Origin of the sequence: Sphingobium sp. B2D3A, assembly GCF_025961795.1 — a bacterium.
GTDB lineage: Bacteria > Pseudomonadota > Alphaproteobacteria > Sphingomonadales > Sphingomonadaceae > Sphingobium.
In genome coordinates this window covers 2,587,957-2,612,668 of the sequence record NZ_JAOQOI010000001.1, presented here as the reverse complement: position 1 = coordinate 2,612,668, position 24,712 = coordinate 2,587,957, and the positions used below count along the sequence as shown (strand labels likewise).

Below are 24,712 nucleotides of genomic sequence, written 5' to 3'. Positions count from 1 at the left end.
CCCGCTGATTGGCTGGTTGCCTAGCGCCGGAAGACGTCTCCGAACGAGATTTGACCGTCGAACAGCGCGCGGACGACAAGAAGAGGTCGCTGCGCATTCCCATAGGCTTTGCGCACATTCTCGACATGCTCGTGCGCGGTCCTCTCCGAGATGCCCAGCAACGCCCCAATTTCGGGATCGGGCTTTCCGCGTGCAAGCAGCACCAGCGCATCGCGTTGTCGCTCGGTCAATTTTGGGGTGATGACTGCACGCCCGTTGAGCGTGTCTCTGACGCGCAAGATCTTCCTGGCGGCCTCGAATGCCCAGATCCCGATCATATTGGCGATCGGTAGGGCGTTTGCCCGGAGCCGATCGAGCGATCGCGCGGCAAAGGAGCAGGTTCCCTGATATTCGCCGGGCACATGGACAGGGACGGTATAGCCCTCGGCGAGGTCGTAGTTCCGCGCGGCCGCCAGGATCTCCTGGTGCCGGGGCATCAGGTCGATAAAGCGCGGCAGATCCGACCACAGAAAGCCAGCGGCAGTTTTCATGCTCGCCCGGTGAATGGGGTCGTCGGCAAAGAAGCCTTCGCTGAACGATCGCTCGATCCATTCGCGATCATAGTTGGACATGCGAATAACATCTGCTGGCGCGATCGCGAGATCGACATGATGGCCGATTGCGAATTTGCTGAAGCCGAGGTCGAACGTCGCGCGTTCGAGATCGGCGAAAAGATCATCTTCGCTCTGGGCACCCAAAAGGCGAGCGATCGTCTGCGGGAAGTCGAACCGGTCCGGCATATTCACCTCCTGATTGAAAGGTGTCCAAGCATCGTCAGTCGAATGTAACATTATTGTCAAAAATAAACAAAATCAGCGACATCAGGCGATTAGGCCATAATGTTCAAAATATTGCGAAACCGAAAAGAGGCGCAACCAGCCGCAGGCTGCGCAGCTCCCAAAGTGTTGGAGGGAAGGGGGGAAGCAGCGATTGGGCCCCGGTGCCGGATGGCCCCGCCCGCTGCCGTGCTTCTCCTGGCGCGCGCGCCAATCCCGCCCCCTTCGAGTGCTCTATTATGACAAATGCATCCACGCTTTCGCGGCCCCGCTTGGATCTGGAATCCATCGGCGCACAGATCGTCAAAAGGCTTGGCGGCATATGGCGCGGGGATCACGGCATGTGCCGGTGCCCTGCCCATGCTGACCGTAGTCCCAGCCTCTCGGTTCGGATCGGCGATCATGCCCTGCTCTTCAAATGCTTTGCCGGATGCGAGACGCGCGACGTCCTCCAGAAGGTCTTGAAGGTCGACGAGCAGGCCCTGCAATCGACCCAATTCGAGCAGGGCATCGGTCGGGTGATTTCCGCCGATCTGGCTGGCCGGCAACGTGCCCTGCGGCTCTGGGACCAGTCGCGCCCGGCGATGGGCACGGCCGCTGAGCTCTATCTTCAACGAAGGCGCATCGCACTCTTGCCCCAAGTGCTGCGGTTCAATGCGCGCACCCCCCTGGGGGGCGGCCAGGACATCGATTTTCGACCGGCGATGATCGCGGCGGTCCATGATGCCGGCCGGTTCGTGGCTGTCCAGCGCACTTTCTTCGACCGCGATGATGCAAGGCGTGCCCGTGATCTCATTGATCCGCGCATGACCCTCGGTCGCCCCCATCGCGGCGCCGTGATGCTGGGTGCTGCAAGCTCCGTACTTGGCCTTGCCGAAGGGACCGAGACCGCCTTGTCGGCGATGATCCTCTTCGGCGTTCCTGTCTGGGCGACGCTCGGCGCCGAGCGCCTGCACCAGATCGCCATTCCCGAGTGCGTCACCCGCCTCATCCTGTTCCCCGACAACGATATCGCCGGAGAAATCGCCGAGGCCCATGCCCGCGAGGCTTACGAGCTGCCGGGCCGCACGATCGAGACCGAGTTTCCGCCTGATCCATACAAGGACTGGAACGACGTGCTCCGCCTTGGAGGGAAGGGGGTGGGGGAGTGGTGGCGGCAAGTGGCTTGATGGTCAGGTCACCACCGCTCGGAGACTAGTAACATGAAGCACATGCCCATCCCGGTTCCGGCGACCAACCTCACCAAGTCGCCAAGCAACGTGCGCAAGGTCAGCGATCCGTTCGCCGACGCGCAGCTGGAGGCAAATATCGCCCTCAAGGGCGTTCGCCAGAACCTCATCGGCGTGCCCGTCTCGCGCAAGAAGGGGCACTACCGCATCATCGCCGGGGGCCGACGCCTCGACGCGGTTCACCGCCTGATCGAGAAGGGCGTCCTTGATGCGAGTTTCGAGATCGCGGTGCTCGTCCTCGACAATCAGAAGGAAGCGATCGAGACCAGCCTCGAGGAGAATTTCTTCAACCTGACGATGAACCCGGCCGACACCTGCCGCGCCTTCCAGGACATCATCGAAATCGAGCGCCGCACGCCCGAGGAGGTTGCGATCCGGTTCGGCCTGACCGAGCGGTTCGTGCGCAGCCGCCTCGCGCTCGCCGACCTCGCCGATGTGGTCTTCGATGCACTCCGCAACGGTGAGATCTCGCTCACGGTCGCAACCGCCTATGCGAGCGGCAGCAGTGATCGCGAACGCCAGGCAGAGACCTACGAACGGCTCCGTGGAAGTTATCAGCGGACCAATGCCGACGAGATCCGACGCCATCTCGCCGAGGGCACCTACACCGGCAGCGACCCCAAAGCCCAGCTGGTCGGGCGCGAGGCCTATGTGGAGGCCGGCGGCCGCTTTCACGGAGACCTGTTTACGGATCACACCACCGAACGCTGGATCGATGGCGGGCTGCTCGACATGCTGGCCGCCGAGACGCTGGCAGAAGCCGCCGAAGCGCTTCGCGAACGCGAGGGCTTCCGGGAGGTTCGCGTCCTTCCCAAGACCTATGTCAGCTACAATGACACCTGGGATCTGCATCCGATCAAAGCCGAATTGCCGCCGCTCACGCCCGAGCAGGAGAGCCGTCTTGAGGAACTCGAGACCGAGATCGAGGCGTTCAATCTCGAAGTCGAGGGCCTCGAGAAGGAGGAGGCCGAGACCGCCCGGGCGCGCGGTGAGGCGCTCGAGGCGGAGTATCAGGCGATCTATCACCGGCAGCCCATCCTGAGCGCCGAGCAGAAGGGCACTGTGCTCGCCTATCTCGTCATCGGCGAAGACGGCCAGCCACGGCTCCACGAGCAGCTCTATGTGGCGCCTGGCGAGGAACCGGACGGTGATGCGGACGAGGGCGATGAAGACGCAGAGGGCGAGGTCGAGGCCAAGGCCGGCAAGCCCGCCTACAGCCAGCGGCTTTCTCAGGAGCTGGCCGAAATGAGGACCGAACTGCTGCGCGTCCATGTCGCGAGCGATCCGGCCTTCGCGCTTGATCTCGCTACCTTCTGGATGGCGGACCGGGCGACGCGCAAATATGGGAGCTTCGACCTCGCGACTGAGTTGCGGGCCGATGCACCCTATTCTCCGCTGACGGGCTATGAGAGCGGTACGCTCGCGTCGGAGGAGTGGGACAAGCTCGGCGAGTCGCTCGATCGCAGCTGGACGGGTCTCGCGGATGTGAACGAGCGCTATGACGCGTTTTGCTCCCTGCCGCGGGAGGCGCGTGCGGCCTGGCTCGGCTGGGTCGTCGCCCGAACCTTGACTGCGGTCCCTGCCGGGAAGACCGGCAGCGCCTTTCTCGATCATCTCGGGGTCAAACTAGAGATCGATGTTGCCGCTTGGTGGCGTCCCACCGCGAACAACTATTTCGACCGTCTCTCCAGCAAGGGCGCGATCCTTGCGCATCTCGAAGCGCTTGGCGGCACCGAACTCGCCAGCCGCTATGGAGCGTCCAAGAAGCACGACCTTGCGACGTCCGCAGAGAAGATCTTCGGCGGCCAGGTGCCGATCGAAGCCGAACTGCGCGAGGCGGCCCTCAGCTGGGTGCCCGACGTGATGCGGTTCACGCATCCGGCAGAGGCTGAGGCGATCCTGGCCGATGAGGACTTGGTCGTCGAGGCCGATGTGACTGATGAGGCACCGGACGACACCCTCGCCAAGGAAGAGGATCTGGCCGATCCGTCCGTGGTCGACGAGGCGCCCGACGCGCTGCCGCAAGCGGCCTGAGCCGCGCAAAAAAAGCAAACTCGCAGGGGTCGCGGCCGCTCGTCGCGGCCCCTTTATCGCGCGCCTTCATCCCGGAAGAGAGGGGGGAGGGCGTGGGCGGACCGGAAATAGTCCGATTGTCCCAGGAGACCTGCCATGTCTCAACCGCTTCTCGATTTTGCCACCCCAGAGTCCAACCCTTCCAAGGCTGACCTGCTGTTCAAGGTCGCCACGCGCCTGGCGGCCCGCCTTGATTGCGACGCGACGATCCGACGCCACGATCTGACTGCGGCGATGGAAGCCGCATTCGGAGCCAGCGATGCAACCGGCGCCTGGACGCTGCGCGAAGCCTATGACGCGCTGGAGGGCGCTCAGGTGCTGTTGCTGCGGCGCGCCAAGGCTCTGGGCGGCCTTGATCCAAATACAGCTGACGCCTTTGCCACTCTGAAATGGCTCGAGGGAACGCTGCCGACCCAGACGTTCCGCAGTGAACATCAGATCGCCTTCCAGCAGTTCAGCACGCCGATCGCGCTCGCCTCGCTGGTCGCTAAAGCCGCGAGGCTGACGTCGTCGGACCGGGTTCTCGAACCATCCGCTGGAACCGGCATGCTCGCTGTTCACGGCGTGCGGGCGAAAGCCGGGCTGGTCCTCAATGAACGCGATCCGATCCGCGCCGGCCTCCTAGCCCGTCTGCTCGAAGCAGACGTCACCACGCACGACGGCGAGTTCATCAATGATCTGCTGCGCGCTGGTTCACGTCCCAGTGTCGTGCTTATCAATCCGCCCTTCAGCCGCAGCGAGGGGCGCGGCAAGGATCGGTTTGCTGGTGCTCGGCACCTCCGCTCGGCACTGCTTTGCCTGGCGCCCGGCGGCCGCTGTGTTGCGATCATGCCGCCGAGTTTCGCGCATGATGGCACCGCTGCAACGGGCTATGCAATGGTGGCAGAGACTGTCGCGCCCCGGTTCGAGATTACCATATTGGGCAGCCCTTATGCCAAGCACGGCACCAGCATCGCGGTCCGGCTGCTCGTTTTCGACAATGGCTGGAGCGGACAAGTGGTGCGGTTCACGGCCGAGACGATCGAAGCGGCCGCTCTGCTGCTTGCTGAGATTCCCGAGCGCATCACGCCCCCGGAGACCGATCCCCCGACAACAGCGGCCTTGCCGACCCGCCCGCGGCGCCCCGCAATGGGTTCGCCGGCCGCCCTGTTCGGCGGACTTTCCAGACGCGTGCTCGTCGCTCCGACCCGTATCGCAGCAGATTGCACCGTTCGGCCACTCGCTTATGCGGTCAGGGAAACGCCGCTTCCGTCCGGCGATCCTGTTGGCCATTATGCACCCTGGCGTCCCGCCCGGATTGCGATCGAGGGCGCGCGCGCCCATCCCGACCAACTCGTCGAATCGCTCGCGATGGCATCCGTGCTACTGCCGGCACCCAGCTATCAGCCTTTGCTCCAGAGCCATGCTGTCGCAGCACTTTCGGACGCGCAGCTTGAAACGATCATCCATGCTGGGGAGGCCTGCGAGCGCGATCTTCCCGGAACCTTTTCGCCCAACCCGGCGGGCGACCAACTCCATGCCGATCCTGATGGCGCGGTCTATCGCGCCGGCTTCTTCATCGCGGACGGAACCGGGGTCGGCAAAGGTCGCGAAGGCGCCGGCATCATCCTCGATCAGTGGAACAGGGGGCGCAAGCGCGCGATCTGGATTTCGCGCAGCGCTGCCCTCGTTGAGGATGCGCGCCGCGACTGGAGCGCGCTCGGCGGCCTTCCGATCGATATTCAAGCGCTCGACGCCGTCCCCCTCGGCGAGCCGATCGGCATGGAGAGCGGTATCCTTTTCCTGACCTACGCAACGCTTCGATCGCAGCGTCACGATCGTACCTCGCGTCTGCAGCAGCTACTCGATTGGGCTGGCGAAGATTTCGAGGGCGTGATCCTGTTCGACGAGTCCCACGCGCTCGGGAACGCCACCGGCACCGCGACCGAGTTTGGTGCGGCAAAGGGATCTGAACAGGGTCTGGCGGGCGTGCGGCTTCAGAATGCGCTGCCGCGCGCGCGGGTAATCTATGTGTCCGCCACCGGCGCCACGAAGCCCGATAATCTTAGTTATACCGCGCGACTCGGCTTGTGGGGGACTGGCACCGCCTTTCACGATCGCACCGCATTCCTGTCCGCGATGGACGAGGGCGGCATCGCAGCGATGGAAATTGTTGCGCGCGACACCAAGGCGATGGGCCTCTATACGGCGCGTGCGCTCAGCTTTGCCGGCGTCGAATATGATCCGCTCGAACATCGGCTGACCCCCGACCAGATCGAGATCTACGACGCCTATGCCGATGCCTGGGCGATCATACACCGCAACCTTGAGGCCGCGCTCCAGGCTGCAAATATCGTCGATCGCGCCTCCGGCCAGACGCTCAACGCCATGGCGAAAGGGTCGGCACTCAGCCGCTTCGAAAGCTCCAAGCAGCGCTTCTGGTCGTCGCTCCTGATCTCGATGAAAATGCCGAGCGTCTTCTCGGCGATCGAGGCCGAGATTGCCACTGGCAACGTAGCGGTGGTGCAGCTCGTCAGCACCGCCGAAGCGATCCTCGACCGGCGCCTCGCCGAGCTGACGGCCGAGGAGCGCGCTCATCTCGATCTCGAACTCTCGCCGCGCGCGACCATGATCGACTATATCAAGACCGCCTTTCCCACCCAGCAGATGCGCGTATTCGCGACGAGCGATGGCTCGCTCCGCTCAGAGCCCATGCGCGACGAGGCCGGCAATCTCGTCCAATGTCACGAAGCGCTGGCAGCGCGCGACGCGCTGATCGAGGAACTGTGCGCGATGCCACCCGTGCCGGCCGCGCTCGATGCGCTGCTCGGTCGTTTCGGAACGGACCGCGTCGCAGAAGTAACTGGGCGGTCCCGCCGCATTGTCATCGGCGCAGATGGCAACCAGAAGCTTGAGCGTCGCGGTACGCGCGCCAATCTCTGGGAAACCCAAGCTTTCATGGACGGACGCAAGCCCATCCTCGTCTTCTCGGATGCGGGCGGGACCGGGCGGTCCTACCATGCCGACCTTGCGTGCGGGACAGCCCACAAGCGCAGGGTCCACTTCCTGCTGGAACCCGGCTGGCGGGCGGATGTCGCGATCCAGGGGCTTGGGCGCACGCACCGCACCAACCAGAGTGTCCCGCCGGTATTCCGGCCGGTCACGACCGATTGTAAGGGCGAGCGCCGCTTCATCTCCACGATCGCCCGCCGGCTCGACAGTCTCGGGGCGCTGACGAGAGGCCAGCGGCAGACGGGCGGCCAGAATCTCTTCAATCCGGCCGACAATCTCGAAAGCGACTATGCCCGCGAAGCCCTCACGCAGTGGTATCATCTCCTCCACGGCGGAAAGCTCGCGAGCGTGAAGCTCGACGACTTTGTCGGGATGACCGGCCTCAAGCTCACGGACGAGAACGGCACGCTGCTCGACACGTTGCCGCCGATCCAGCGCTGGCTCAATCGTATCCTGGCTCTTCGGATCGCGACTCAGAATGCGATATTCGACGAATATATGGGGCTGATCCAGGCCCGGGTGGATGCCGCGCGGGAGGCCGGCACCCTCGATGTCGGCGTCGAGACGATCCGTGCCGAAAAGATCGTGGCGCTTTCGCAGCAGACATTGCGCTCCGATCCGGTCACTGGCGCGGAGACGCGGTTGCTGCGCCTCGAGCTTCACTTGCGCCCTCGCGTCACCGGCTGGAAGTGGCTCATGCAAATATGGGAAGGCACCGAGGGCATCGCTTACCTGCGCAACAGCCGATCGAAGCGGATCGCGCTCAAGGTGCCGTCCTGGTCGATCACCGACGAGGAAGGGCGCATCATTCCGATGTGCCAGCTTGTCCGCCCGACCGGCGCCGCGCGCATGCAGGAGATCGCGATGTGGGTGAGCTTCTGGAAGGAGATCGACCGTGAAGAATTCCAGGCGCAATGGGAGGCGGAGGCTGCGGAAGCCGAGGCCCAGGTCGACATCGAGATCGTCAATGTCGCCTCCGGCCTGCTCCTGCCGGTCTGGCACAGGCTCCCCCAGGACGATGTCCGCGTCTGGCGGATCGACGATGGCGCCGGCACGTCGATCCTTGGACGTATCGTGGCACCCGCCGCCGTCGCCGAGCTGGAGCAGGCTTTCGGGCTCGACAGCGCCATTCAACTAAGCGCCGCCGAGCTACGGGCGGCTGCCCAGGCGGGCAATGCGATCACCATCCCTCATCTGGGCGGCGCAGTGCTGGCGTTGGCGCTGGTCAACGGGACGCGACGCCTCGAGATCCGCAACTACAGGCCCGAGGATCGCGAACGGCTGAAGGCGCTCGGCGCGTTCAGCGAAGTTATCCAATATCGCACGAGACTGTTCGTCCCGCTCGACCGGGCCGATGCGGTGCTCGAAGCGATCACCGACGCTGTACGATGACGGAGAGGGCGGCTGTCTAGTTGGCGGCTGCCCGCGCCCTGCGAACGGCGAGTTCCGCACGTAGATCGGCCGGCGCAGGATCCCAGTCATCGGCCTCGGTGTCGAACTGCAGGATGAACTCGAAGAACACGCGGTGCTTATAGCGTTCGGGGCTCCTTGAGGTTTCTGCCTTCTCGAGATGCTGGATGGTGAACGCCTCGATCTCCTTGGTGTAGCGGGGCATCATAGCGTTGAGCACTGGCTGCACCAGATCAACTACAGCCTGGCCGAAGGCAATCGCATCGTCCTCGGTCGGCAGCAGCCCCTGGTGGATCACCTTGTTGCGCAGCTCGACGCATTTCCTGGGAAGCTGCGGTGGCGCTGATCCATTTTCGAGGAAGTACAGCCCGATGAACATGCCGAGCTGTCGTTCCGATTGGCTGGCGACCAGCTTCCATGTCCCCTCGAACATGGCCGGATCCGTGCCTTTGCTCCGGGAGATGATCTCGCAATAGAGCTGGTAGACGCGCTCCAGCGCCGCGGCGAAGGAGGCGACGGCATCCCGGTAATAGCCGTCGACCAGCGCCTGCATGCCGGTCTCGGCAAGCACCTCGAAGCGCAGCTGCGCCAACACGATTTCGTGGACGTGACCGTGGGCGCATTCGAAGCGGTAGACACTGCTCTCGTTGAACGGGGCGGTCACGCGCCGACCCGGCGTTCCCTCGCCGCATTTCCAGCACTGAAATTCGAGCTTCATCGGGTCCTATCCCTCATGCCTCAGGTCCCATTGTGGAAACGGCGCAGGAAGGTCCGCGCGGTTACCAGGACGAGATGCAGCCTGAAGGTCGAATGGTCCTCGTCCGAGAGACCTGGGTGCGAGCCGTCCGTATGGAGCATCTTGAAAAGCCCGTTGACGAAGTTCTTGCCATCCTGAGTCCACTCGTTCCGATCAGAAACCAGGAAACCCTCGCTCGCCAGCAAGGCGCGGCGGTTTTCCGAGGATGCCAGCGCTGCCGCCTTCGCCGGTGCGATCCGGTGGGCAAGCTGATCGAACAAGCTCTCGAGGAAGGTTCGCAGCTGGGCATTGCAGGCCGCCCAATCGCCTCGCGTGTGCGCCTCGATCGCCTGGTCGAGATGACCTTTGGGTACTTGAAACTGATACTGCTTGAGCAGTTCATGCACCTCGCTGTCGCTCGCCGGGAGATCTACCTCTTCCGGCAGTGCCGCGCGAAGCTGCGGGCTTTTCCCCCTATCGTCGAATTCGACGACATAGCCGTCGCGCGCCAGGCCGCGCAAAAGCGCAGTCTGATTGGGATTTTCGAAGCGTGGGGTCAGAAGCGGGAGGGTCTCGCGGACCACAGCCTCGCCCAGCGTCATGCTTCCCTGGACGGTTTGAAGAACAGTGCCGGAGCGTTGTACGACAATCCTGCCGAGCTGCCCGACCTTCTTGGCAACGCTGATTCCCGACCCTTCGCTGACCTCATTTTCGAGCCCGAGGCGCAATGTCATCTGGTCGAAGCTTGCCTGCGTGTGCCGCTCAAGCATCTCGACCGCGGCAAGCAAAGTTGGTCGTGTGAAAGGCTGGGCGCGCATCTACCGTCATGTCCTTCCGTCTTGGGGCAGCGGCCTGGCCGCCCGTGACCGAAAGGATGGGCCGCCCTCTGCTGGGTGGGCGTGGCGGCGGCGCATCGAGCGATGGCCGCCGCCACTTTTCTCTGTCAGGCCTCTGCAGGCGCTTCGGTCGGAGCGGCCGCAGCGGCTTCGCTGGATTTGACGCGGCGACGCTTCGGCGCAGTGGCAACTTCAAGAGCTGGTTCCGGCGCTGCGGCCGCAGTCTTCGCGGTGCGCGGCTTGCGGGTCGCCTTCGGCACTGCGGGCTTCTTGGCAGCCGCCTTTGCTTTCGGCGCCTTCGGTGCAATTCGCGTTTTGGCCTTGGGAGCGGGGGCGCTTGTGGCCACTGGGGTCTCGACTTCAGGGGCAGGTACAGGATCGGCCTTCGCCGTCGGGCGACTGCCCAGGCCTAAGGCCTTGGCAACCGCACGACGCGCCTCTGAATAGCTCGTTGCCGTCATCGGATAGTCTTTGGGCAGGTCGTACCGCTCCCGATACTCTGCTGGCGTCAGACCATGCGTCGCCAAATGGCGCTTCAAAGTCTTGTAGCGCTTGCCATCGACAAGGCTGATCAGATGGTCGGGGGATGCGATGCTTTCTTCGACGGAGACCACCGGAATATATTGGGGTGCCGGCGCGGGCTCAGGCGCTGGGGGGGCAACCAGGTCATCTGCAAGCTCGACCTTTGGCGTTTCGACGGGCGGCGCGGAACGCGCTTCCGGGGTGCTCGCGCCAGCCAGTTCGCCGAGTAATGCCTTGCGCGTGCCGTCGACCAGGGTTGGCAGTTCAGCGCTCGGAACTGTGTTGTTGGAAAAATAGGCGCTGAGCAAAGATACCGTCAAAGTCATGACATTTGGCTGTTCGATCTCGGCCATGCAGCACCTCTCATCACTGAAAATGGATCCCGCAGCGAAGTCAGAGCGAGCGGGCCGGTGATGACTGCACATTCGCAAGAGCGAAGTCAAAGGAGGGGAGTGGGGATGGACTTGGTGGCGCAGCGATTTGGGCACGCGCCATGCAAGGAGACATTCGATGACTGAGCACCCGAAAGCCGTTCCGCCGCGCTGTGAAGCCGCCCCGTGCCTGTACAGCCAGACGTCCTATGATGATCGCGGAAATTTTCATTATACGGGCGACTATTACCGCCAGGCTGAACCTTTCGATGAGCTCGCCGCTCGCATCGAACGGCATATCTGCGCGACTTTCCCGAACATGCGCTTCTCGGTCCGAACGGAAAGGTTCGCAGGTGGCCGAAAGGTCAAGGTCGAGATCCTCGATGCGCCCGACGACCTGACCGACCGCGATGCCCAGAACAACATGATCGTCACCGTGCGCGATCAGGTCGAGCGGTTCGGCTTCACCCGGTCGAACCCTCTCCAGGACTTCTTCTCCTGCTCCTTCTACAGCGACGTAGCCCTTGGCCGCGCCTATTGGTCTGCCCTGGCGCGCAGGCGGGGCCAGTCCAGTCCGGTCGAAGCGACCCTCTCGCTTGCCGCATTCCGCAAACGCCTAAAGGCCGGCGACAGGATGACATTGATCAGCGCGCCAGGCGGGCACCGCGCTCTGGGTACGACCCGGACCGTAACTGCGGTTCGATCCAAAGACTTTGTGTTCGACGGGCGCAGCTACATGGAGTTTCCGCGAGCTGCGAACTTCGCCTGCGACGGGCGCCTCGTGCGGATCGCCATCGGCAACGAATATGAACCCGATGCCCATCTTCTCTACGAATGGCTGCCTCAGCAGATCGCTGCCTAAGTCTGGCGAGCGCTCTCGGATCTCTCCAACGAGACGAAGGCGCTCCAACACTTGGGAGGGGAGTGGGTGGGGAAGGGATGGCCGGTCCGGGAATTCGGGCCGTGCGATCCAAGGAGACCTCAAATGGCCAGTCTTGCCCAGCAGATCGATATTGCTCCCTCTTCCTCTCCACGCGCGCCAGTATCGGGCGCATACCGGGTCGACATCTCCCGGGGGCGCAACATCTCGCGCGTCTCGTCGGAATGGTTCTCGCGGCCCGACGACGAAAAATTCCTCTCGCTCGATACCCTCTATGACAGCGTTCGCGCGCGTGCCGACAATGCCCGGACCCGCGTGGTCGAAAGCAATCAGGTTCGCGTCGAGGCGAGCATGAACAGTGCCGAGCGCCTGTCGTTGATCGTGCCAGGCGAAGCCGAGCCGCTTGCCCCCACCAACTGGTCGTTCGGCCAGCTGTCGAGCCTCGTCGGTGCGCCCGCTTCCTATCTGCGCACGCTGCCGGCCGCTCTTGCCGGCATCAATCTCCAGCACGGCCTGCTCCATCATCGCGGCGAGCAGGTGAAGCTCCTGCGGACGAGCGAAGGGCGTACCGAACTGCGCGCGGTGACAGGCCCCGACTATGGCCGGATCTGGGATCACGAGCTGGTCGCAGCCGTCATGCGGATTGCGGGCGATGGGGTGAGCGACACGCGGTGGAAAGTGCCAGGCGTCCTCGACTGGCGCTCGATGCACTATAACCCCTATGTCGACGTCACCACCGACACGACGACACTGTACGCGTCCGACCGCGACGTCTTCATTTTCCTTGTCGACGATACCCACCCGATCGAAGCGGGCAAGCTCCCCAATGGCGATCCCGACCTCTTCTTCCGGGGCTTTTACTGTTGGAACTCAGAAGTCGGCTCCAAGTCTTTGGGAATAGCGACCTTCTATCTTCGTGCGGTGTGCATGAACCGCAATCTCTGGGGCGTCGAGAATTTTGAAGAGATCAAGGTCCGCCATTCCAAGTTCGCCGCCAATCGCTTCGCGCATGAAGCCGCGCCGGCGCTCGAGACCTTCGCTGAATCCTCGGCGGCGAGTTTCATCGATGGTATCAAGACCGCCCGTGGACGCATCGTCGCGCGGACCGACGAGGACCGCGAGAGCTTTCTGCGCAAGAGCGGCTTCTCGAAGACCGACACCGCGAAGATCATCCAGTCGGTCCTGGCGGAGGAAGGTCATCCGCCCGCGAGCCTGTTCGACTTCGTGCAGGGCATTACCGCCCATGCTCGGACCCGCTCGAACCAGGACACGAGGCTGGAGATCGAGGGCAAGGCCCGCAAGCTTCTCGCCAAGGCCGACTGAGGCACCTTCTCCACGTCACCAGCAACCCACATGGCGGTTCCGATCACGGTCGGAGCCGCCTTTTTCCTATCGAAAGGCTTTCCCGTGCGTGCTTCTTCCCAGATCGCTTTCGCGACCTTCACCATCGACGTCGTATTTTCGAGCAGCGGCGAACCCTTTGCCACCGAGACCTATCAGATCGAGGCGACCGACTGGTATCGCGCCCAGCGCGATGCGCTCGAACGCTCGGTCTCCAGTCCCTATGACAACGCCCGGATCCCGGACCTGACCCGTGAGGCCGTCGCCCGCTGACCGGCCGACGACTTCGCTATCCGACCCGCCGTTCGCGCCGGACCGGTCGCATCTTGCCCATTTGGGCCAGATCGACGGCCGGCGCGTCATGGTTCTGCTTATCTTGGAGGTGGCCGACATGTCCGACCACGATGCACGGGCGCTCCTGCAGGAAGCGCTCGCCCTCTTCAACGACCATCCCCGCTTCAGTCTGCGGGGCGACCGTCGCCGTACCAGCTATGCGCTGGCAGCCCGGATCGATGCCTATCTCGGGAGCGACCAGGCGCCGGACCCGGCCATCGCCATCGCCCGAGAGCGCTGGTCCTCCGCTGGGCTTTTACGCATCGACGAGGATGAAAGGACCGTCATGCGGGAGGATGATGCTATCTGGGTCCGTTCCTGGGTCCGGGTGGGACGTGCCAGTCTCGGCGAGATCGAGCCCGAGGTCGCCGCGCGGTACCAGGCTGCGGTGCGATCGCTGCCTGACACGACGCGGACCATCCTGCTCTTTCACCAGCGCGAAAGCCTGAGCGTATCAGAGATTGCCCGGCGATTGCAGATCACCAGCGTCGAGGTCGAACGCCATATCGGTGAGGCTCTGGCGTCCATCGCATCCGCCCTTGATCGTTCAACGCGAGACTAGCCGGGACAACCAGTTTCCCCATGGGACAGTGTCGGCGTTTAATCGTTCAACCGGCCATCGAGATCCTCCAGCCGTCCGATCATTACCTCGACGAGCCGGGCCTGGATGACGTGACCTCGACCCCGGAGAATGTCGGCGAGGCCATCGGCCATATGGATCAGATCGGCTGTCGGCAGATCCGTATCGAGCGCAGCCAGGCTTGCCCGCTCTTCCGCATCCAGTTCGCGCATCTTGTCCTCCCGTTCGAGTCGATGACCTTCCCGCTACCGATCGACCATAGCCGATCGGGCGATTGGCCGCGCGCCCGTTCGAGTGGTTCCGGTCTCTGGCTGAGGCGCTCGGGCACACCGGCCCCAGGGGAGGGGGTGGGGTTTGGATGCGTGAGGGATTGTCCCCGCGTGCCCAAGGAGAATAGCCGTGCCCCTCCCAATGACCTTTCCAACCCAGGTCCGGCCAGCTGTCGGTCAATCGCTCATCACCAAGGTCTCGCGTCTGTTCAACGGGACGATCTCGGACGTTCTGGCGGAGCTTCTGCAGAATGCGCGGCGCGCGAATGCGACGGCCATCTATCTCGAGGTTGTAACCGATGACGGCAGCCCGCACCTTCTGGTGCGGGACGACGGGAACGGCATTGATGACCCGAACATGCTGCTGACCCTGGGCCAGTCCGGGTGGGGGGATGATACGGCTCGTCGTGAAGATCCAGCCGGTATGGGCGTGTTCAGTCTCGCCGGACACGCCGTCACCGTTCAGTCCTACTCGACTACCGCAAGACGTGCGTGGAAGGTCCATCTGCCCCAGAATGGCTGGGAAGGGGCGATTGCGCTGCCAATCGAGCAGTCCGATCTGACCCGGGGGACGTTGTTTGACATCCTGTTGCCGGATGCCTGGGCCTCCCAGGTCGAGCAGGCAGCCAAGGCGGCGGCGCTTCATTACCCCATGCCGGTCTGGCTTGACGGCGAGGAGCTCGACCGCAAGGACTTCCTCGCAGGCGCCGTCTATGTCGAGCATTGGCAGGGCTGTCGCATCGGTATCTTCGCCGACCGTGTGACAGAAGCAAGTCACGCGCCGCGCATCAACTTTCACGGCGTCACGGTCCCCTGTCGGCTACCGACCGTCTCGGAGGTCGACCGCCAGGGCTGGCGTGCCCGGGTCGATATCATCGATGCGCCCGCGCTCCAGCTCGTGCTCCCGGCGCGCAAGGAGATGGTCGAGAACCCGGCGCTCGACGCGCTGCGCAGGGCGGTGAAAACCGCGATCTTTCGTGCGGTCTCGCGGAATGCGACGCATCGGCTGTCGTTCAAAAGCTGGACTGCGGCGCTCGACCTCGGGATCGCTCTTCCTGAAGCAGATGCATGGCTCAGCGGTTGGCTCCCGATCACGGCTGACAGCCGTGATCGCTACACCGGCGATCCTGTTCGAACCGATCCGATGGTGATCATGCCGGCGCAGGAAGCGCATGTGGAGCAGGCGCTCGCGCGTGCGTTCGGCGCGCAACACCCGCTTGGCGGCCGGCCCGTTCTCGAGGAGCCATCCTTCTCCGGCTATAGCTGGTATGACAGCCTGCCGCGCGCGGAGCCGTGCGTGTTCACGATCGAGCGCGATGGCGTTCAGCATGCCTATGGCGCCGACGACGATCTGCCCGAGGACTTCTCCACCGGCGCTGTAACGTCGATCACCGCTGAGATCCCGGTGCTGCCCGACGCGACGGAAGGTGCCGAGGCGGTCGTCGTTTCGATTCCCTGCGAAGCGCTGGCCTGCACTGCCTGGTCGAGCGACCTTGATGATGCCGTGATCCTGTTCGTCGAGAGCGCGCCGCTAGAGCCCGCAGACTTTGCATGGTTCATCGATGCGAGCCTGTTCTCGGCGGCTGACGATGGCGACTGCGACAGCTGGGAGACCCAGCAACAGGACTTCTCGCGCCAGTCTCGCAACCTCGCCAACCGGTTGTTGCTCGGCGAAGAAGCCGCGCTCGCAGCCCGCATCCGATCCGCGTTCCTCGACCATGTAGGCTGGCTGATCCCGGCCGGGCGGACGCTTGCGCTGACCTCCTCAGGCGATGGGCTTGCGATTTCGCTGGCGCCGGCCGCCTGACCGGCTGGCGATGTCTCAAACCCGATGGAGATGAAGATGAGGCGCTCGACGCTGTTCGTTTGCTCGACCGAGCATATTCCGCCCGCCGACCGTGCAGCGATCGAGCGCCTGATCCAGACCGCCCCACGCGGCGCTGATGGTCGGATCGTCATCCAGCACGTCGATCTCGTGCTCTAGGCCCATCAATATGGGTTCTTCGTTCACACCAGCGCGGTGTTCGGCGATGCCGAGCCCCCCGCCATTTCGGCCGAGTTCCGGGCGGTGCTCGATCATGCGTTCGCGCGCGATGCATCCTGGGTCCTGTTCGATCGCGACGAACCAGCCAGCCCGCATTTCCCACTTTTCCCCGACGAATGATCGTCCGGTCTGCTGGAGCAAGCCAATGGCCATTTTCGATGCCAATCTCGACAGGCGCGCACCGCTGTCACCCAAGCGGGCGCGCCTGGCTTCCTTTGAAAATGCCTATGCGGTCGCGGTCCAGAGGCATCGCGAAACCGGTGCTGCACAGTTCGTGTTGCGGACAGGAAATCCGGCCCAGCCGTTCCGGCTGACCACCAGTCCTCCCACGCATACCGACCAACTCCAAACCCTCGTCGCATGATGTCGGTGCCGACAGCCACGCCGCCCATGGCGATTGAAATGCTCATGCTTGCCATGACTGAGCAGGCGGAGCTCATGCGCCCGGTGCTTGCTGCATGGGGCATGAGAGTCGATAGCACAGCGATGATCATCGAATGGGTCGCGCGCGGCTTGCCGCTCTCGGTCGTGCTCAGGGCTGATACCGGCACCGAGCGGGAAGAAACATACGATTGTCTGCCGGTTTTCCAGCGCTGGATGGACGGGCGCCATATCGAGCATCATGTCGTCCGCTACATTCCCAAGCGGTTCAAGCACTGGCCGCCTTATTACTCGCTGCTGGAAAACTGTCTGACGAACGCGACATTGCCGTCGATCAGCTTTCGTCGGCATAGCTGCTCGCAGAAGTGGAAGATCCAGCCCCAGGATCAGTGGGTCGCGAACTGGGAGCCGGCGAAGGCGGCATGGGCGAGGGGGCAGAAGGTCATCAAGCTGATCGGCTATGACAGTTCGCCCGCCGACAGCAGGCGTTATGCACACCGCGAGGGGCATGTCAGCGACCTCTACGACTATCACTATCCGTTGCGCGAATGGGGCTGGGACCGCGATGCGTGTATCTTGCGGATCAAGGCCGAAGGACTTCCGGTGCCGATCAAGTCGGCCTGCTGGATCTGCGCTGCGCAGAAGGTCCACGAGCTGGCCGGCCTGCTGCCCTGGTGTCTGCGTCTGATCGTGTTGGTCGAGGCGCGCGCTGCTCCGCTGCTCAGGACAGTAGAGGGGCTCTGGCGATCAACGAGTGGGAGCCGTCCCGGCTCGATGACGCGCTACATCCGCGAACACAGCCTGCTTCCGCGCCATGAGATCTACGTGATCTCGAGCGAGGCGCCGTGCGATCTCATCGATTTCCAGCGCGCGGCTGCCGACGTTCCCGTCGATGAGCGTCCTCGCCTGCGGGAATGGATCGACCATTTCAACGAGGGTGCTCTGCGGCTGGCAGCCTGAACGCTACAACGCCGCTGCATTGTCCGCTCGTCGAAGAACAAAGCCGCAAGTTTTGCCCTAACTCTGCTTGACGCCGCTTCGGAGCAGCGGAGTATCAAGCCTATGCGTCTCATCGAAACTCTCGCTGCGAAGCGAATCTATTACAGCCGCTCGGTTCCCACGCTGCCTGACCTCCTGCTCATCGACATCCCCGGATGTTATGCTGGGAATAGCCTTGCGCTCGGTCGCTATTATCCCGTCATCCTGGAAACGCTCGCCGAGGCGTGCGAGTTCGAAGCGTTTCTCTGCGCGGAGCGCGAGCGTGTCGTGCCTCCCGACCTGCTCGATCGCCGCCCCTCCAAACTGCAGAGCGACGACATCCTCTTCGCCCGCTACGCGCCGCCCACAGCTGGCTGGCCATGGGTCCTGCTCTGCTGCTGGCCGACGCGCTACACGGCGATGGTCACTTCGCCGCAATCGGAGTTCGCGCGCTTGGCCTACACGATCGACATCTATGATGACCTTGACGAGGTGGTCGCGGCCGAGCGCAAAATGCTGACGACGCTAGGGCCCGCCGAGATCAGGCAGATCAGCCCGTTAGCAACCTGTTGGGGGACGGCCTGAATGGCTATATGCCCTTAGACCCGCCGTGCTCGGTCGACTGATGGGGCCATATCTGCGCGGTCGCGCATAAGCCCTGCCAGCCACGCCAGATGCGAGGCCGCGTCGGCGAGCGGTAGCTCGCACACCTCGTCGAAAAGTTCCTGCTGGTAGGCGAGCTCTCGCGCCAGGATGTCGCGAAGGCCTGCGCGCGCAGGACTATCATCCTCCGACATGTCGGCATTTGCCTCTCGAGCGGCCGCGAGAAATGCATCGGCCAGTTCCTGGACCTCGTAATATCCGCGATCGAGCGATTCGCCTGCCGCAATGCTCGCGAGCCGGCGCCGCACAAGTGGCAGCTCGGGATCTGCGGCTGCGTCATGCAGCGGCAGATCGAAATCATAACCCTGGAGATAGCTGTTGATCATTGACGATATCCTCGCGCCCCAATTGGAACGTAATAGGAACAGAAAGTCAAGTTCAGGCCGCCATCATCTCACCGGGCGCTTCTGACGAGCCAGCTGAAATCGCCCAGGTGCGGGACCGCCAGCTGGTCCAGCGTCCGGTCGCTGATGACGAAGTTGATGCCTGTCGCGCGATATGGGTCCGCTGCCTCGTAGATTTCCAGGACGGCCTCCCTGAGTGCCGGGTCGAGTGTGGTCTTGCGCTGAACGCCCGACCGACCGAAGCGCATGGCGCAGCCAGCCAGAATATCGGCCGCCTGCAGGCACGGTTTGGCTCCGACGTCGCGAACCCGAGCGTCGCATGACCGCGCAATTGATAGTCGGCAAACGGTACGATCGGCATGGCGTTCTGCGCTGCCAGTGTCTCCAGCGCGCCTTTGGCATCTTCCAGCACCTTGCCATATTGGAGCTGGACGTCGTGAACGAAGGTCACTCCGTCCAGTCCGTAGCGGCGCGATTGGTTGATCCGGCCATAGATGTTGGTAAGGCATTGCAGGTTGGGGAGCATCCAGACCTTCTTACCGGTCACGCTCTCGTCGGCGATCGGCAGAAAGGCTTCTGCCTCGGCATCCGCCTCCATCGCATTGTCGCGCGCATACATGGTGAGCAGTTGGGCACTGCGCGCAACGTCCTCGTCGGACTCGTCGAGCGTCGACCACATCAGATCGAGAAGCGTTTTGATGTCGGCCAGCGATTGCGACCGGCAAGCGGCAAGATAGCCCACGAGCACCTTGTCGAAGGTGGGGCCGTGGAGCAGCTCAGCCATCTGCCACCGGGTCGGCTGGTCGACCTCGTCAAGAGAATATGGGCCGCACAGCAGGTGATTGACGATGTGGATAGCGAGAAAATAGCGCTTTTCCACCAGCTCGATGAAGATCGCCGCGCGGTTGGCGATGAGCCAGCGGGTCAGATTACTTGCGAAAGCCGGAAGCTTCGCGCCGAGACCGCTCGACTTGAGCTCACCAATCCCACAACGATGCGTGCTCCGCAGGCGCTCAAGCTCTTCGATCAGGGCAGCGTCATCTTCGATGCCGACCCCGGCCAGTGCGAACATGGGCTGACCTGAGAAATCGAGGCCCGACGCCGAGACCAGATCGCCATCATGGCCGCTTTCATCAAAATAATATCTCTGCACGGCGCCTCGCAATCATGGCCTGCCTTCATGTCAAAATGAGTCGCGGACGGACAGCGGCTCCACTAGCATCTCCCAATGTTCATAAGCTCGCTGACCAGCCATGACTGAAGAGATCGCTGGCGGTCTTACGCAGATCAATGCCCGGCAGTTCGATCTCTATGCGCTCTCGCTCGAGCGAGGACCCAATTTTGGCGACCGCGAGATCTACGACGCCTACAAGTCCGCACGCGGCGAGGCGGCAGGCGCCATCCTCATCGATCCTGCGACCTGGGCATTTTCGACCATCACGATGAGGCGCCAGGTCGATCATCGCTGGGTCCAGGTGGACGAAGCCGAAGGGTTCGCAGACCCGGACGCGGCAAAAGATCATCTGAAGCGGTCGATGCGGATCGGCGATCCTGCGGAGCCGCTGCCGCCCAGCACCCCCCGCCGCAAACCGTTACTTGAGGTTGGCCCATCGGGGACATCGCCTGAGTTCGAGCTGCTCGCCAGCTCGGTCGATCATCTGCCGGCGCTGACGGCTGTGGGTGAATGCTACCTCGCACTGCCCAAGCCCGATGCGAACTTCGTCACCGACTTCCAGACCAGCAACTTCGCCTCGCGCCTGTTCGAACTCTACCTTCTGGCCTGTTTTCGCGAACAGAGCATCGCCGTACGCCAGGATCATCCATCACCCGATTTCCTTATTGAACGCGGCGGAGCGAGCTGCTGGATCGAGGCCGTGACTGCCAATTCGCCAGTTCCGCGGTCAGGAGGGATCGGACCTTGGGTCCATGCTCCCGAGGACCGCGACGAGCGCCTGACCGGAGCGACGGCGGAGCGGTTCGCCAAGACGCTTCGCGGCAAACTCCAGCGCAACTACGAAACGCTACCGCATGTAGCGGGCCAGTCCTTCGCTATCGCGATCGCCGATTTTCACGAGTCGGGGTCGATGGTCTGGAGCCGCGAGGCGCTGCCGACCTATCTCTATGGGGTGAAAGCCTATGTAGAAGGCGAGGGTGCGGATCGGAGGGCCGCTGGCGTCGCCATCTCCCATCTCACAGGCAAAGATCAGATCCCGGCGGGAATCTTCCGCGACCCCGACTTCGCCCATCTGTCGGGGGTCATCTTCAGCAATGCCGCCACTCTCGCCAAATTCAACCGTATGGGCTTTCTTGCTGGGTGGCAGCCACCTGGCCTCGATATGGTTCGTCACGGCATCCTGTTCGATCGATCTCCCGGCGTAGTCGATGCGATTCCCTTCGAGCTGTCCATTTCCTCACCCGCCTATGAGGCTTTGTGGCCGCAGGGCGAAGCCTGGTGTCAGGAACTCGAAGTCTTCCACAATCCGAGAACGTCTCACCCGATTCCGTTCGACCTCATTCCCGGCGCTACGCACTGGTTCGAAAAGGACGGCGAGATCGTCTGCAGCACGATCTGGGCAAACTCTGTCCTGTCGTCGGTCACGGATCTGCGTTGGCCCAGGCGGTGATCATCGATGCAGGAATAGGCCCCGTCAGTTGAACGGGATCGTGACCAGACAGGCGAGGATCACGACAAGATAGGGTAGCGCTATGAACGGCGCGAACATCCGCGTCGCGACATAGGTGAGCCGGTCAATCTTCGGGACCGCATTCCAAGCCGTGTAGATCTGGAATGGTGGCATTTCTTCGGGGCCCTCGTTTCGATACCACGCCTCCAGCGCGCCGATCCTGCCAGCCAGGTTTTTCTGAAAGCCCTTCCAGATGGCCTCGAGCAGCCAGAGCGACGCTGCGACGAGGATGGTTGCGTAGAGGAGGGCGTCGCTATGCTCCTTGACCCCGAATGCGAGCCCGGCGCCGAGCAGCGGGGTAGCGAGAGCTTTCATGCCAAGGGCGCGCTGGTCAAAGGCCTCATACTGGCCCTGGATCAACACATATTCGGCTTTGAGATCCTCATTCTTGCGCTGCGCCGTCAGGCCGCCGCCCGAGGTTTGCGCGACCGGATCGGTCATGACTGCGAGAAATAGAGGCGCCGCGCGGTCCGGGCATTGCGGTCGCCTGGCGCGTAATAGTCCTGCGTCCAGTCGCGGTCGTCGACAAGGAAGCGGACCTCGAAGTCCTCTGGCGAAGCGCCTGGGTGCTTTTCCAGAAAAATGCCGACCGCCTGCCGGAAGGCGTGATGCGAGTGCAGCCGGAAGAATTCGCCCATGTAGATATCGGCGACCCGGGTGCTGCCGCGGATTACCACCATATTCTCGTCATTCTTCTCGGTGCTCGCCTCGCTGAAATTGGCTGAGCCCGTGATCACGATCGGGTCGTCGGAGAGAGGGTCGACCAGCGCGAACTTGGTATGAACCCAATGGACATGGACCTTGCTCGTCACGCGATCGAGCTCGCCGAGCCATTGGTCGAAACCAGTCAGAGGAATGTGATTACCGACTGCGATCACGACATTGGGCAGCGCCTGCAGCGCGCGGATCTTGGCGATCTGCGGCTCCTTGTTGGCGCCATTCCACTCCTTCTCCATCAGCGCCATACGAAGTTGCCCGTCGGTGCGGGCGAAAATGTCAGCGAACAATTTGTGCATGCCAAAGGCGAAGGTCATGAAGAGGCCGCTGTCGGCCTTACCCGCCAGATCGGCATACCATTCGAGCGCATCTAGGTTCGGGCGCGGAGAAAAGACCGGCGCCAGCGCTTCGGCGCCAAGCGCCTTGGGCGCTGGGGAGAGCGAGGCATTCTCGGCCTTGTAGGTGCTCGCGCGCGTCGTCAGTGGATCGCCGGTCAGTGCTTCGAAGTAGGTGAGATACTCCTTGGCCGGTTCCTCGCCCTCAATGATGTGGACGCAATTGGCGTGGCCGAAGATGCCGTTCTCGGTGAGGTTGGTCGATCCGAAAAGCAACGCGACCGGACCATCCTCGTTGCCCAGCACCAGGAATTTGTTGTGCATCAGCGTACCATGCGTGCGCGGTATCGTGATCGCGGAAATATGCGACGCGTCGATCGCGGCGAGGTTCGCTTTCCGAGGGCCTCCGTCCTTTTCGATTCCATCAAAGACGACGCTGACCTCGGCGCCGCGCCCATGTGCCGCGCCGAGCGCATCGAGCACCTGTTTCCACTGGAGTTCATAGAAGGCGCCCTTGAGGCTCCAGCCGGGACCTTCTGCACGAGCTATGAAGGCAAGAACGCTTTCGATCAGCCCTCGCGACAGCCATTGATAGGCGCCCGGTCCTGCCAGGGACGGCTTCTTGTTCTGGAAACGGCGCGCATATTCTTGAGTGGCCGGTGAGCCCCGGTTGAAGAATATGCTATGGTCAGCGCCGACGGCGCCTTCGGTATGGACGTCGATCGTGACCGACGCGCCTTTTGTAAGCGCCCCCGGATCGCCGTACATGGGGACGATCTCATAGCTGTAAGGCCGGTCCGGCTTCGCGGAATAGTCTGCCCACTGGAACGATTGGAACGGGTGGATGAGGCTGGAAAATTGCTCTCCGGGAGCTGGGTAGCGCTCGACCGTCTTGAAGGTCTTCGTGCCCTTCATCCAGTAGCTTTCCTGCTCTGTCGGATCGGTCCGCTTGACCGCAAAGCCTCTGAGGCCACCGCGTTTATCGTCAGCGATGCTCCAGCCGAGCAGCACGACATAAGCGCCGGCCACGGCATTTACGGTCAAGTCGCCGTTCTCTTCTCGCGTCCGCATGGTCCCCCCGGAGCAAGCGTTGGATGAGCAAAAACATAGCATCCTTTCCAACTTCGGTGGAGTCGGAACTTCGTTACAGGCTCGAATAAGCGAGCGATGTCACGGCTTTGAAATAATGTGCCTCTGCCAACTCTATTCTACGAGCCGCGTGGGGAATGTTCGAAAGAAATAGACGGCTCGGTACGCGTCATGGGTGGCTCATGAGATGCGCCAGCGTCCGGCTGCCAGCGCCTGGAAGAGGGGGCTTGCAATAACTTCCAGTTTATGTGAGTTATGTAAACTCGCACAAACTGGAAGTATCATGGCGCGTCCGCTTCTCACCGAAAACCGCTTCACATCCCGCGAGCTTGCGATCGCGGCCGAACTCAGCCCTCGCAACGTCTCGCTGCTGATCGATCAGGGGCTCGCACCGGCGCCGATCGAGACCGTGGCGGGGAAGGGGGGGCATCGCAGTTATGACAGCGTCGCACTCGGCGCGATCACGCTGGTCGGGGCCTTCCATCAGGCCGGCATGGAGTTGCTGGTCGCCGCCCGGCTCGCCGGCGCGATGGCCGACGATTATCGGATGAACTACGGGCGGCTGCCGTCGAACCTGGCGAGCTATCTCCAGCGGCCCCACAATCCGAAGCCCGGCTATCGTCCTTGGGCAAAGGATCTGCCCGACGTCGACCTCGAAGACGATTACTGCCTGCACAACCGGCTGCGGATGCACAGCACGATATACAAGCCCTGGCTGGCCTTGGTGGGCGACCTCGTCGTCGAGATCGTCGACCAGACCTATGTCCTGACCAGCCACCATGAGCTTTCGATCGGGATATTCTCGCCGGTGTCAGGCTCCCTTCCGGCGAGCCCGGAATATCGGATCGAGGGGCGGGGCAGCAGCGCCCGGATCGTGGCGATCCATGAAGGTCTCAAGAGCTTCGACTTCTCGGTCGACAAGCAATCGGCCGACGCGCTGCGGGCCGAGGAGAAAGCCTATCTTCACGCGCTCAAGAATTCGGTGACGCGCCTGCGGGTCAATGTGGCGCTCGCGGTTCGCAACGGGCTCGACCGGCTGGCAGAAGACCGCGCGGGCCGGTCCAAGGCGGCTTGAACCGACCTTGGGCGCG

At 63.0% G+C, this 24,712-nt stretch carries 23 protein-coding genes; 13 read left to right on the top strand and 10 right to left on the bottom strand.

All coding sequences use genetic code 11. The features are described 5' to 3' along the window. Positions 1–20 precede the first annotated feature (20 nt). Positions 21–779, bottom strand: a complete 759-nt coding sequence (locus M2337_RS12165) for a helix-turn-helix transcriptional regulator (RefSeq protein WP_264570452.1) — start codon at positions 777–779, stop codon at positions 21–23. A 20-nt stretch (positions 780–799) separates the two neighbouring features. Between M2337_RS12165 and M2337_RS12160 the strand changes: the two genes are divergently transcribed. The 3 genes from M2337_RS12160 to M2337_RS12150 all read left to right on the top strand — a co-directional run bounded on the left by M2337_RS12160 (position 800) and on the right by M2337_RS12150 (position 8,500). After that, positions 800–1,984 (top strand): toprim domain-containing protein, encoded by a 1,185-nt coding sequence (locus M2337_RS12160; RefSeq protein ID WP_264570451.1) that lies wholly within the window; start codon positions 800–802, stop codon positions 1,982–1,984. 33 nt (positions 1,985–2,017) lie between these two features. Next, the gene (locus M2337_RS12155; protein ID WP_264570450.1) at positions 2,018–4,078 is read left to right on the top strand and encodes a ParB/RepB/Spo0J family partition protein; all 2,061 of its coding nucleotides are present in this window, start codon (positions 2,018–2,020) and stop codon (positions 4,076–4,078) included. A 135-nt stretch (positions 4,079–4,213) separates the two neighbouring features. Further along, positions 4,214–8,500, top strand: a complete 4,287-nt coding sequence (locus tag M2337_RS12150; protein WP_264570449.1) for a strawberry notch family protein — start codon at positions 4,214–4,216, stop codon at positions 8,498–8,500. A 16-nt stretch (positions 8,501–8,516) separates the two neighbouring features. Here the strand turns inward: M2337_RS12150 and M2337_RS12145 are convergent, their stop codons facing one another. From M2337_RS12145 to M2337_RS12135, 3 genes are all read right to left on the bottom strand, one after another. Next, positions 8,517–9,236, bottom strand: coding sequence for a hypothetical protein (locus tag M2337_RS12145; RefSeq protein WP_264570448.1), 720 nt, complete (start codon positions 9,234–9,236; stop codon positions 8,517–8,519). A 20-nt stretch (positions 9,237–9,256) separates the two neighbouring features. Next, positions 9,257–10,072 (bottom strand): hypothetical protein, encoded by an 816-nt coding sequence (locus tag M2337_RS12140; protein WP_264570447.1) that lies wholly within the window; start codon positions 10,070–10,072, stop codon positions 9,257–9,259. 125 nt (positions 10,073–10,197) lie between these two features. Continuing rightward, positions 10,198–10,965, bottom strand: a complete 768-nt coding sequence (locus M2337_RS12135) for a MucR family transcriptional regulator (RefSeq protein WP_264570446.1) — start codon at positions 10,963–10,965, stop codon at positions 10,198–10,200. A 157-nt stretch (positions 10,966–11,122) separates the two neighbouring features. On the opposite strand from M2337_RS12135, the gene M2337_RS12130 reads away from it, so the two are divergent. From M2337_RS12130 to M2337_RS12115, 4 genes are all read left to right on the top strand, one after another. Continuing rightward, positions 11,123–11,845 (top strand): hypothetical protein, encoded by a 723-nt coding sequence (locus M2337_RS12130; RefSeq protein WP_264570445.1) that lies wholly within the window; start codon positions 11,123–11,125, stop codon positions 11,843–11,845. Positions 11,846–11,968: 123 nt separating this feature from the next. After that, positions 11,969–13,186 carry a DUF932 domain-containing protein gene (locus tag M2337_RS12125; protein WP_264570444.1) on the top strand — a complete coding sequence of 406 codons (1,218 nt, stop codon included), beginning with the start codon at positions 11,969–11,971 and terminating at the stop codon, positions 13,184–13,186. 84 nt (positions 13,187–13,270) lie between these two features. Then, positions 13,271–13,477 carry a hypothetical protein gene (locus M2337_RS12120; protein ID WP_264570443.1) on the top strand — a complete coding sequence of 69 codons (207 nt, stop codon included), beginning with the start codon at positions 13,271–13,273 and terminating at the stop codon, positions 13,475–13,477. 118 nt (positions 13,478–13,595) lie between these two features. Beyond that, positions 13,596–14,099, top strand: a complete 504-nt coding sequence (locus M2337_RS12115) for a sigma-70 region 4 domain-containing protein (protein WP_264570442.1) — start codon at positions 13,596–13,598, stop codon at positions 14,097–14,099. A gap of 38 nt (positions 14,100–14,137) precedes the next feature. Here M2337_RS12115 and M2337_RS12110 read toward each other — a convergent pair whose 3' ends face one another. Continuing rightward, a complete protein-coding gene (locus M2337_RS12110; RefSeq protein ID WP_264570441.1) occupies positions 14,138–14,329 on the bottom strand; it encodes a hypothetical protein in 192 nt (63 codons plus the stop codon). Positions 14,330–14,516: 187 nt separating this feature from the next. Here M2337_RS12110 and M2337_RS12105 point away from each other — a divergent pair, with 187 nt between their 5' ends. Further along, positions 14,517–16,193 (top strand): ATP-binding protein, encoded by a 1,677-nt coding sequence (locus M2337_RS12105; RefSeq protein ID WP_264570440.1) that lies wholly within the window; start codon positions 14,517–14,519, stop codon positions 16,191–16,193. Between the two features lie 15 nt (positions 16,194–16,208). Here M2337_RS12105 and M2337_RS12100 read toward each other — a convergent pair whose 3' ends face one another. Beyond that, entirely contained in the window at positions 16,209–16,583 is a 375-nt protein-coding gene (locus tag M2337_RS12100; protein WP_264570439.1) for a hypothetical protein, read from the bottom strand. On the opposite strand from M2337_RS12100, the gene M2337_RS12095 reads away from it, so the two are divergent. From M2337_RS12095 to M2337_RS12085, 3 genes are all read left to right on the top strand, one after another. Further along, complete coding sequence (locus M2337_RS12095; RefSeq protein WP_264570438.1) at positions 16,576–16,794, top strand: hypothetical protein; 219 nt, start codon at positions 16,576–16,578, stop codon at positions 16,792–16,794. The two genes, M2337_RS12100 and M2337_RS12095, sit on opposite strands and share 8 nt — an antisense overlap. 44 nt (positions 16,795–16,838) lie before the next feature. Continuing rightward, positions 16,839–17,771, top strand: coding sequence for a hypothetical protein (locus tag M2337_RS12090; protein WP_264570437.1), 933 nt, complete (start codon positions 16,839–16,841; stop codon positions 17,769–17,771). Positions 17,772–17,873: 102 nt separating this feature from the next. Next, positions 17,874–18,374, top strand: coding sequence for a hypothetical protein (locus M2337_RS12085; RefSeq protein ID WP_264570436.1), 501 nt, complete (start codon positions 17,874–17,876; stop codon positions 18,372–18,374). Positions 18,375–18,388: 14 nt separating this feature from the next. Here M2337_RS12085 and M2337_RS12080 read toward each other — a convergent pair whose 3' ends face one another. Both M2337_RS12080 and M2337_RS12075 read right to left on the bottom strand, forming a co-directional pair. Then, a complete protein-coding gene (locus M2337_RS12080; RefSeq protein ID WP_264570435.1) occupies positions 18,389–18,778 on the bottom strand; it encodes a hypothetical protein in 390 nt (129 codons plus the stop codon). 52 nt (positions 18,779–18,830) lie between these two features. Beyond that, a complete protein-coding gene (locus M2337_RS12075; RefSeq protein ID WP_264570434.1) occupies positions 18,831–19,868 on the bottom strand; it encodes a hypothetical protein in 1,038 nt (345 codons plus the stop codon). A gap of 181 nt (positions 19,869–20,049) precedes the next feature. On the opposite strand from M2337_RS12075, the gene M2337_RS12070 reads away from it, so the two are divergent. Beyond that, the gene (locus M2337_RS12070; protein ID WP_264570433.1) at positions 20,050–21,420 is read left to right on the top strand and encodes a hypothetical protein; all 1,371 of its coding nucleotides are present in this window, start codon (positions 20,050–20,052) and stop codon (positions 21,418–21,420) included. A gap of 24 nt (positions 21,421–21,444) precedes the next feature. Here the strand turns inward: M2337_RS12070 and M2337_RS12065 are convergent, their stop codons facing one another. Both M2337_RS12065 and M2337_RS12060 read right to left on the bottom strand, forming a co-directional pair. Beyond that, positions 21,445–21,921: a hypothetical protein gene (locus M2337_RS12065; protein ID WP_264570432.1), complete on the bottom strand. Its 477-nt coding sequence runs from the start codon at positions 21,919–21,921 to the stop codon at positions 21,445–21,447. Further along, positions 21,918–23,576 carry a phospholipase D-like domain-containing protein gene (locus tag M2337_RS12060; protein ID WP_264570431.1) on the bottom strand — a complete coding sequence of 553 codons (1,659 nt, stop codon included), beginning with the start codon at positions 23,574–23,576 and terminating at the stop codon, positions 21,918–21,920. Before M2337_RS12060 ends, M2337_RS12065 begins: the two co-directional genes overlap by 4 nt. A 232-nt stretch (positions 23,577–23,808) precedes the next feature. On the opposite strand from M2337_RS12060, the gene M2337_RS12055 reads away from it, so the two are divergent. Next, on the top strand, positions 23,809–24,696 hold the full coding sequence (locus tag M2337_RS12055; RefSeq protein WP_264570430.1) for a hypothetical protein: 888 nt from the start codon (positions 23,809–23,811) through the stop codon (positions 24,694–24,696). The last annotated feature ends 16 nt before the right edge of the window (positions 24,697–24,712 follow it).

Excerpts from the sequence above, each read along its gene's own strand:
- M2337_RS12100 (WP_264570439.1), bottom strand. The coding sequence starts at position 16,583 with ATGGCCATTGGCTTGCTCCAGCAGACCGGACGATCATTCGTCGGGGAA.
- M2337_RS12130 (WP_264570445.1), top strand. The coding sequence starts at position 11,123 with ATGACTGAGCACCCGAAAGCCGTTCCGCCGCGCTGTGAAGCCGCCCCG.
- M2337_RS12145 (WP_264570448.1), bottom strand. The coding sequence starts at position 9,236 with ATGAAGCTCGAATTTCAGTGCTGGAAATGCGGCGAGGGAACGCCGGGT.
- M2337_RS12075 (WP_264570434.1), bottom strand. The coding sequence starts at position 19,868 with ATGTTCGCACTGGCCGGGGTCGGCATCGAAGATGACGCTGCCCTGATC.
- M2337_RS12155 (WP_264570450.1), top strand. The coding sequence starts at position 2,018 with ATGAAGCACATGCCCATCCCGGTTCCGGCGACCAACCTCACCAAGTCG.
- M2337_RS12090 (WP_264570437.1), top strand. The coding sequence starts at position 16,839 with ATGCTTGCCATGACTGAGCAGGCGGAGCTCATGCGCCCGGTGCTTGCT.
- M2337_RS12070 (WP_264570433.1), top strand. The coding sequence starts at position 20,050 with ATGACTGAAGAGATCGCTGGCGGTCTTACGCAGATCAATGCCCGGCAG.
- M2337_RS12065 (WP_264570432.1), bottom strand. The coding sequence starts at position 21,921 with ATGACCGATCCGGTCGCGCAAACCTCGGGCGGCGGCCTGACGGCGCAG.
- M2337_RS12165 (WP_264570452.1), bottom strand. The coding sequence starts at position 779 with ATGCCGGACCGGTTCGACTTCCCGCAGACGATCGCTCGCCTTTTGGGT.
- M2337_RS12125 (WP_264570444.1), top strand. The coding sequence starts at position 11,969 with ATGGCCAGTCTTGCCCAGCAGATCGATATTGCTCCCTCTTCCTCTCCA.
- M2337_RS12110 (WP_264570441.1), bottom strand. The coding sequence starts at position 14,329 with ATGCGCGAACTGGATGCGGAAGAGCGGGCAAGCCTGGCTGCGCTCGAT.
- M2337_RS12135 (WP_264570446.1), bottom strand. The coding sequence starts at position 10,965 with ATGGCCGAGATCGAACAGCCAAATGTCATGACTTTGACGGTATCTTTG.
- M2337_RS12150 (WP_264570449.1), top strand. The coding sequence starts at position 4,214 with ATGTCTCAACCGCTTCTCGATTTTGCCACCCCAGAGTCCAACCCTTCC.
- M2337_RS12085 (WP_264570436.1), top strand. The coding sequence starts at position 17,874 with ATGCGTCTCATCGAAACTCTCGCTGCGAAGCGAATCTATTACAGCCGC.
- M2337_RS12055 (WP_264570430.1), top strand. The coding sequence starts at position 23,809 with ATGCGCCAGCGTCCGGCTGCCAGCGCCTGGAAGAGGGGGCTTGCAATA.
- M2337_RS12095 (WP_264570438.1), top strand. The coding sequence starts at position 16,576 with ATGGCCATTTTCGATGCCAATCTCGACAGGCGCGCACCGCTGTCACCC.
- M2337_RS12140 (WP_264570447.1), bottom strand. The coding sequence starts at position 10,072 with ATGCGCGCCCAGCCTTTCACACGACCAACTTTGCTTGCCGCGGTCGAG.
- M2337_RS12115 (WP_264570442.1), top strand. The coding sequence starts at position 13,596 with ATGTCCGACCACGATGCACGGGCGCTCCTGCAGGAAGCGCTCGCCCTC.
- M2337_RS12080 (WP_264570435.1), bottom strand. The coding sequence starts at position 18,778 with ATGATCAACAGCTATCTCCAGGGTTATGATTTCGATCTGCCGCTGCAT.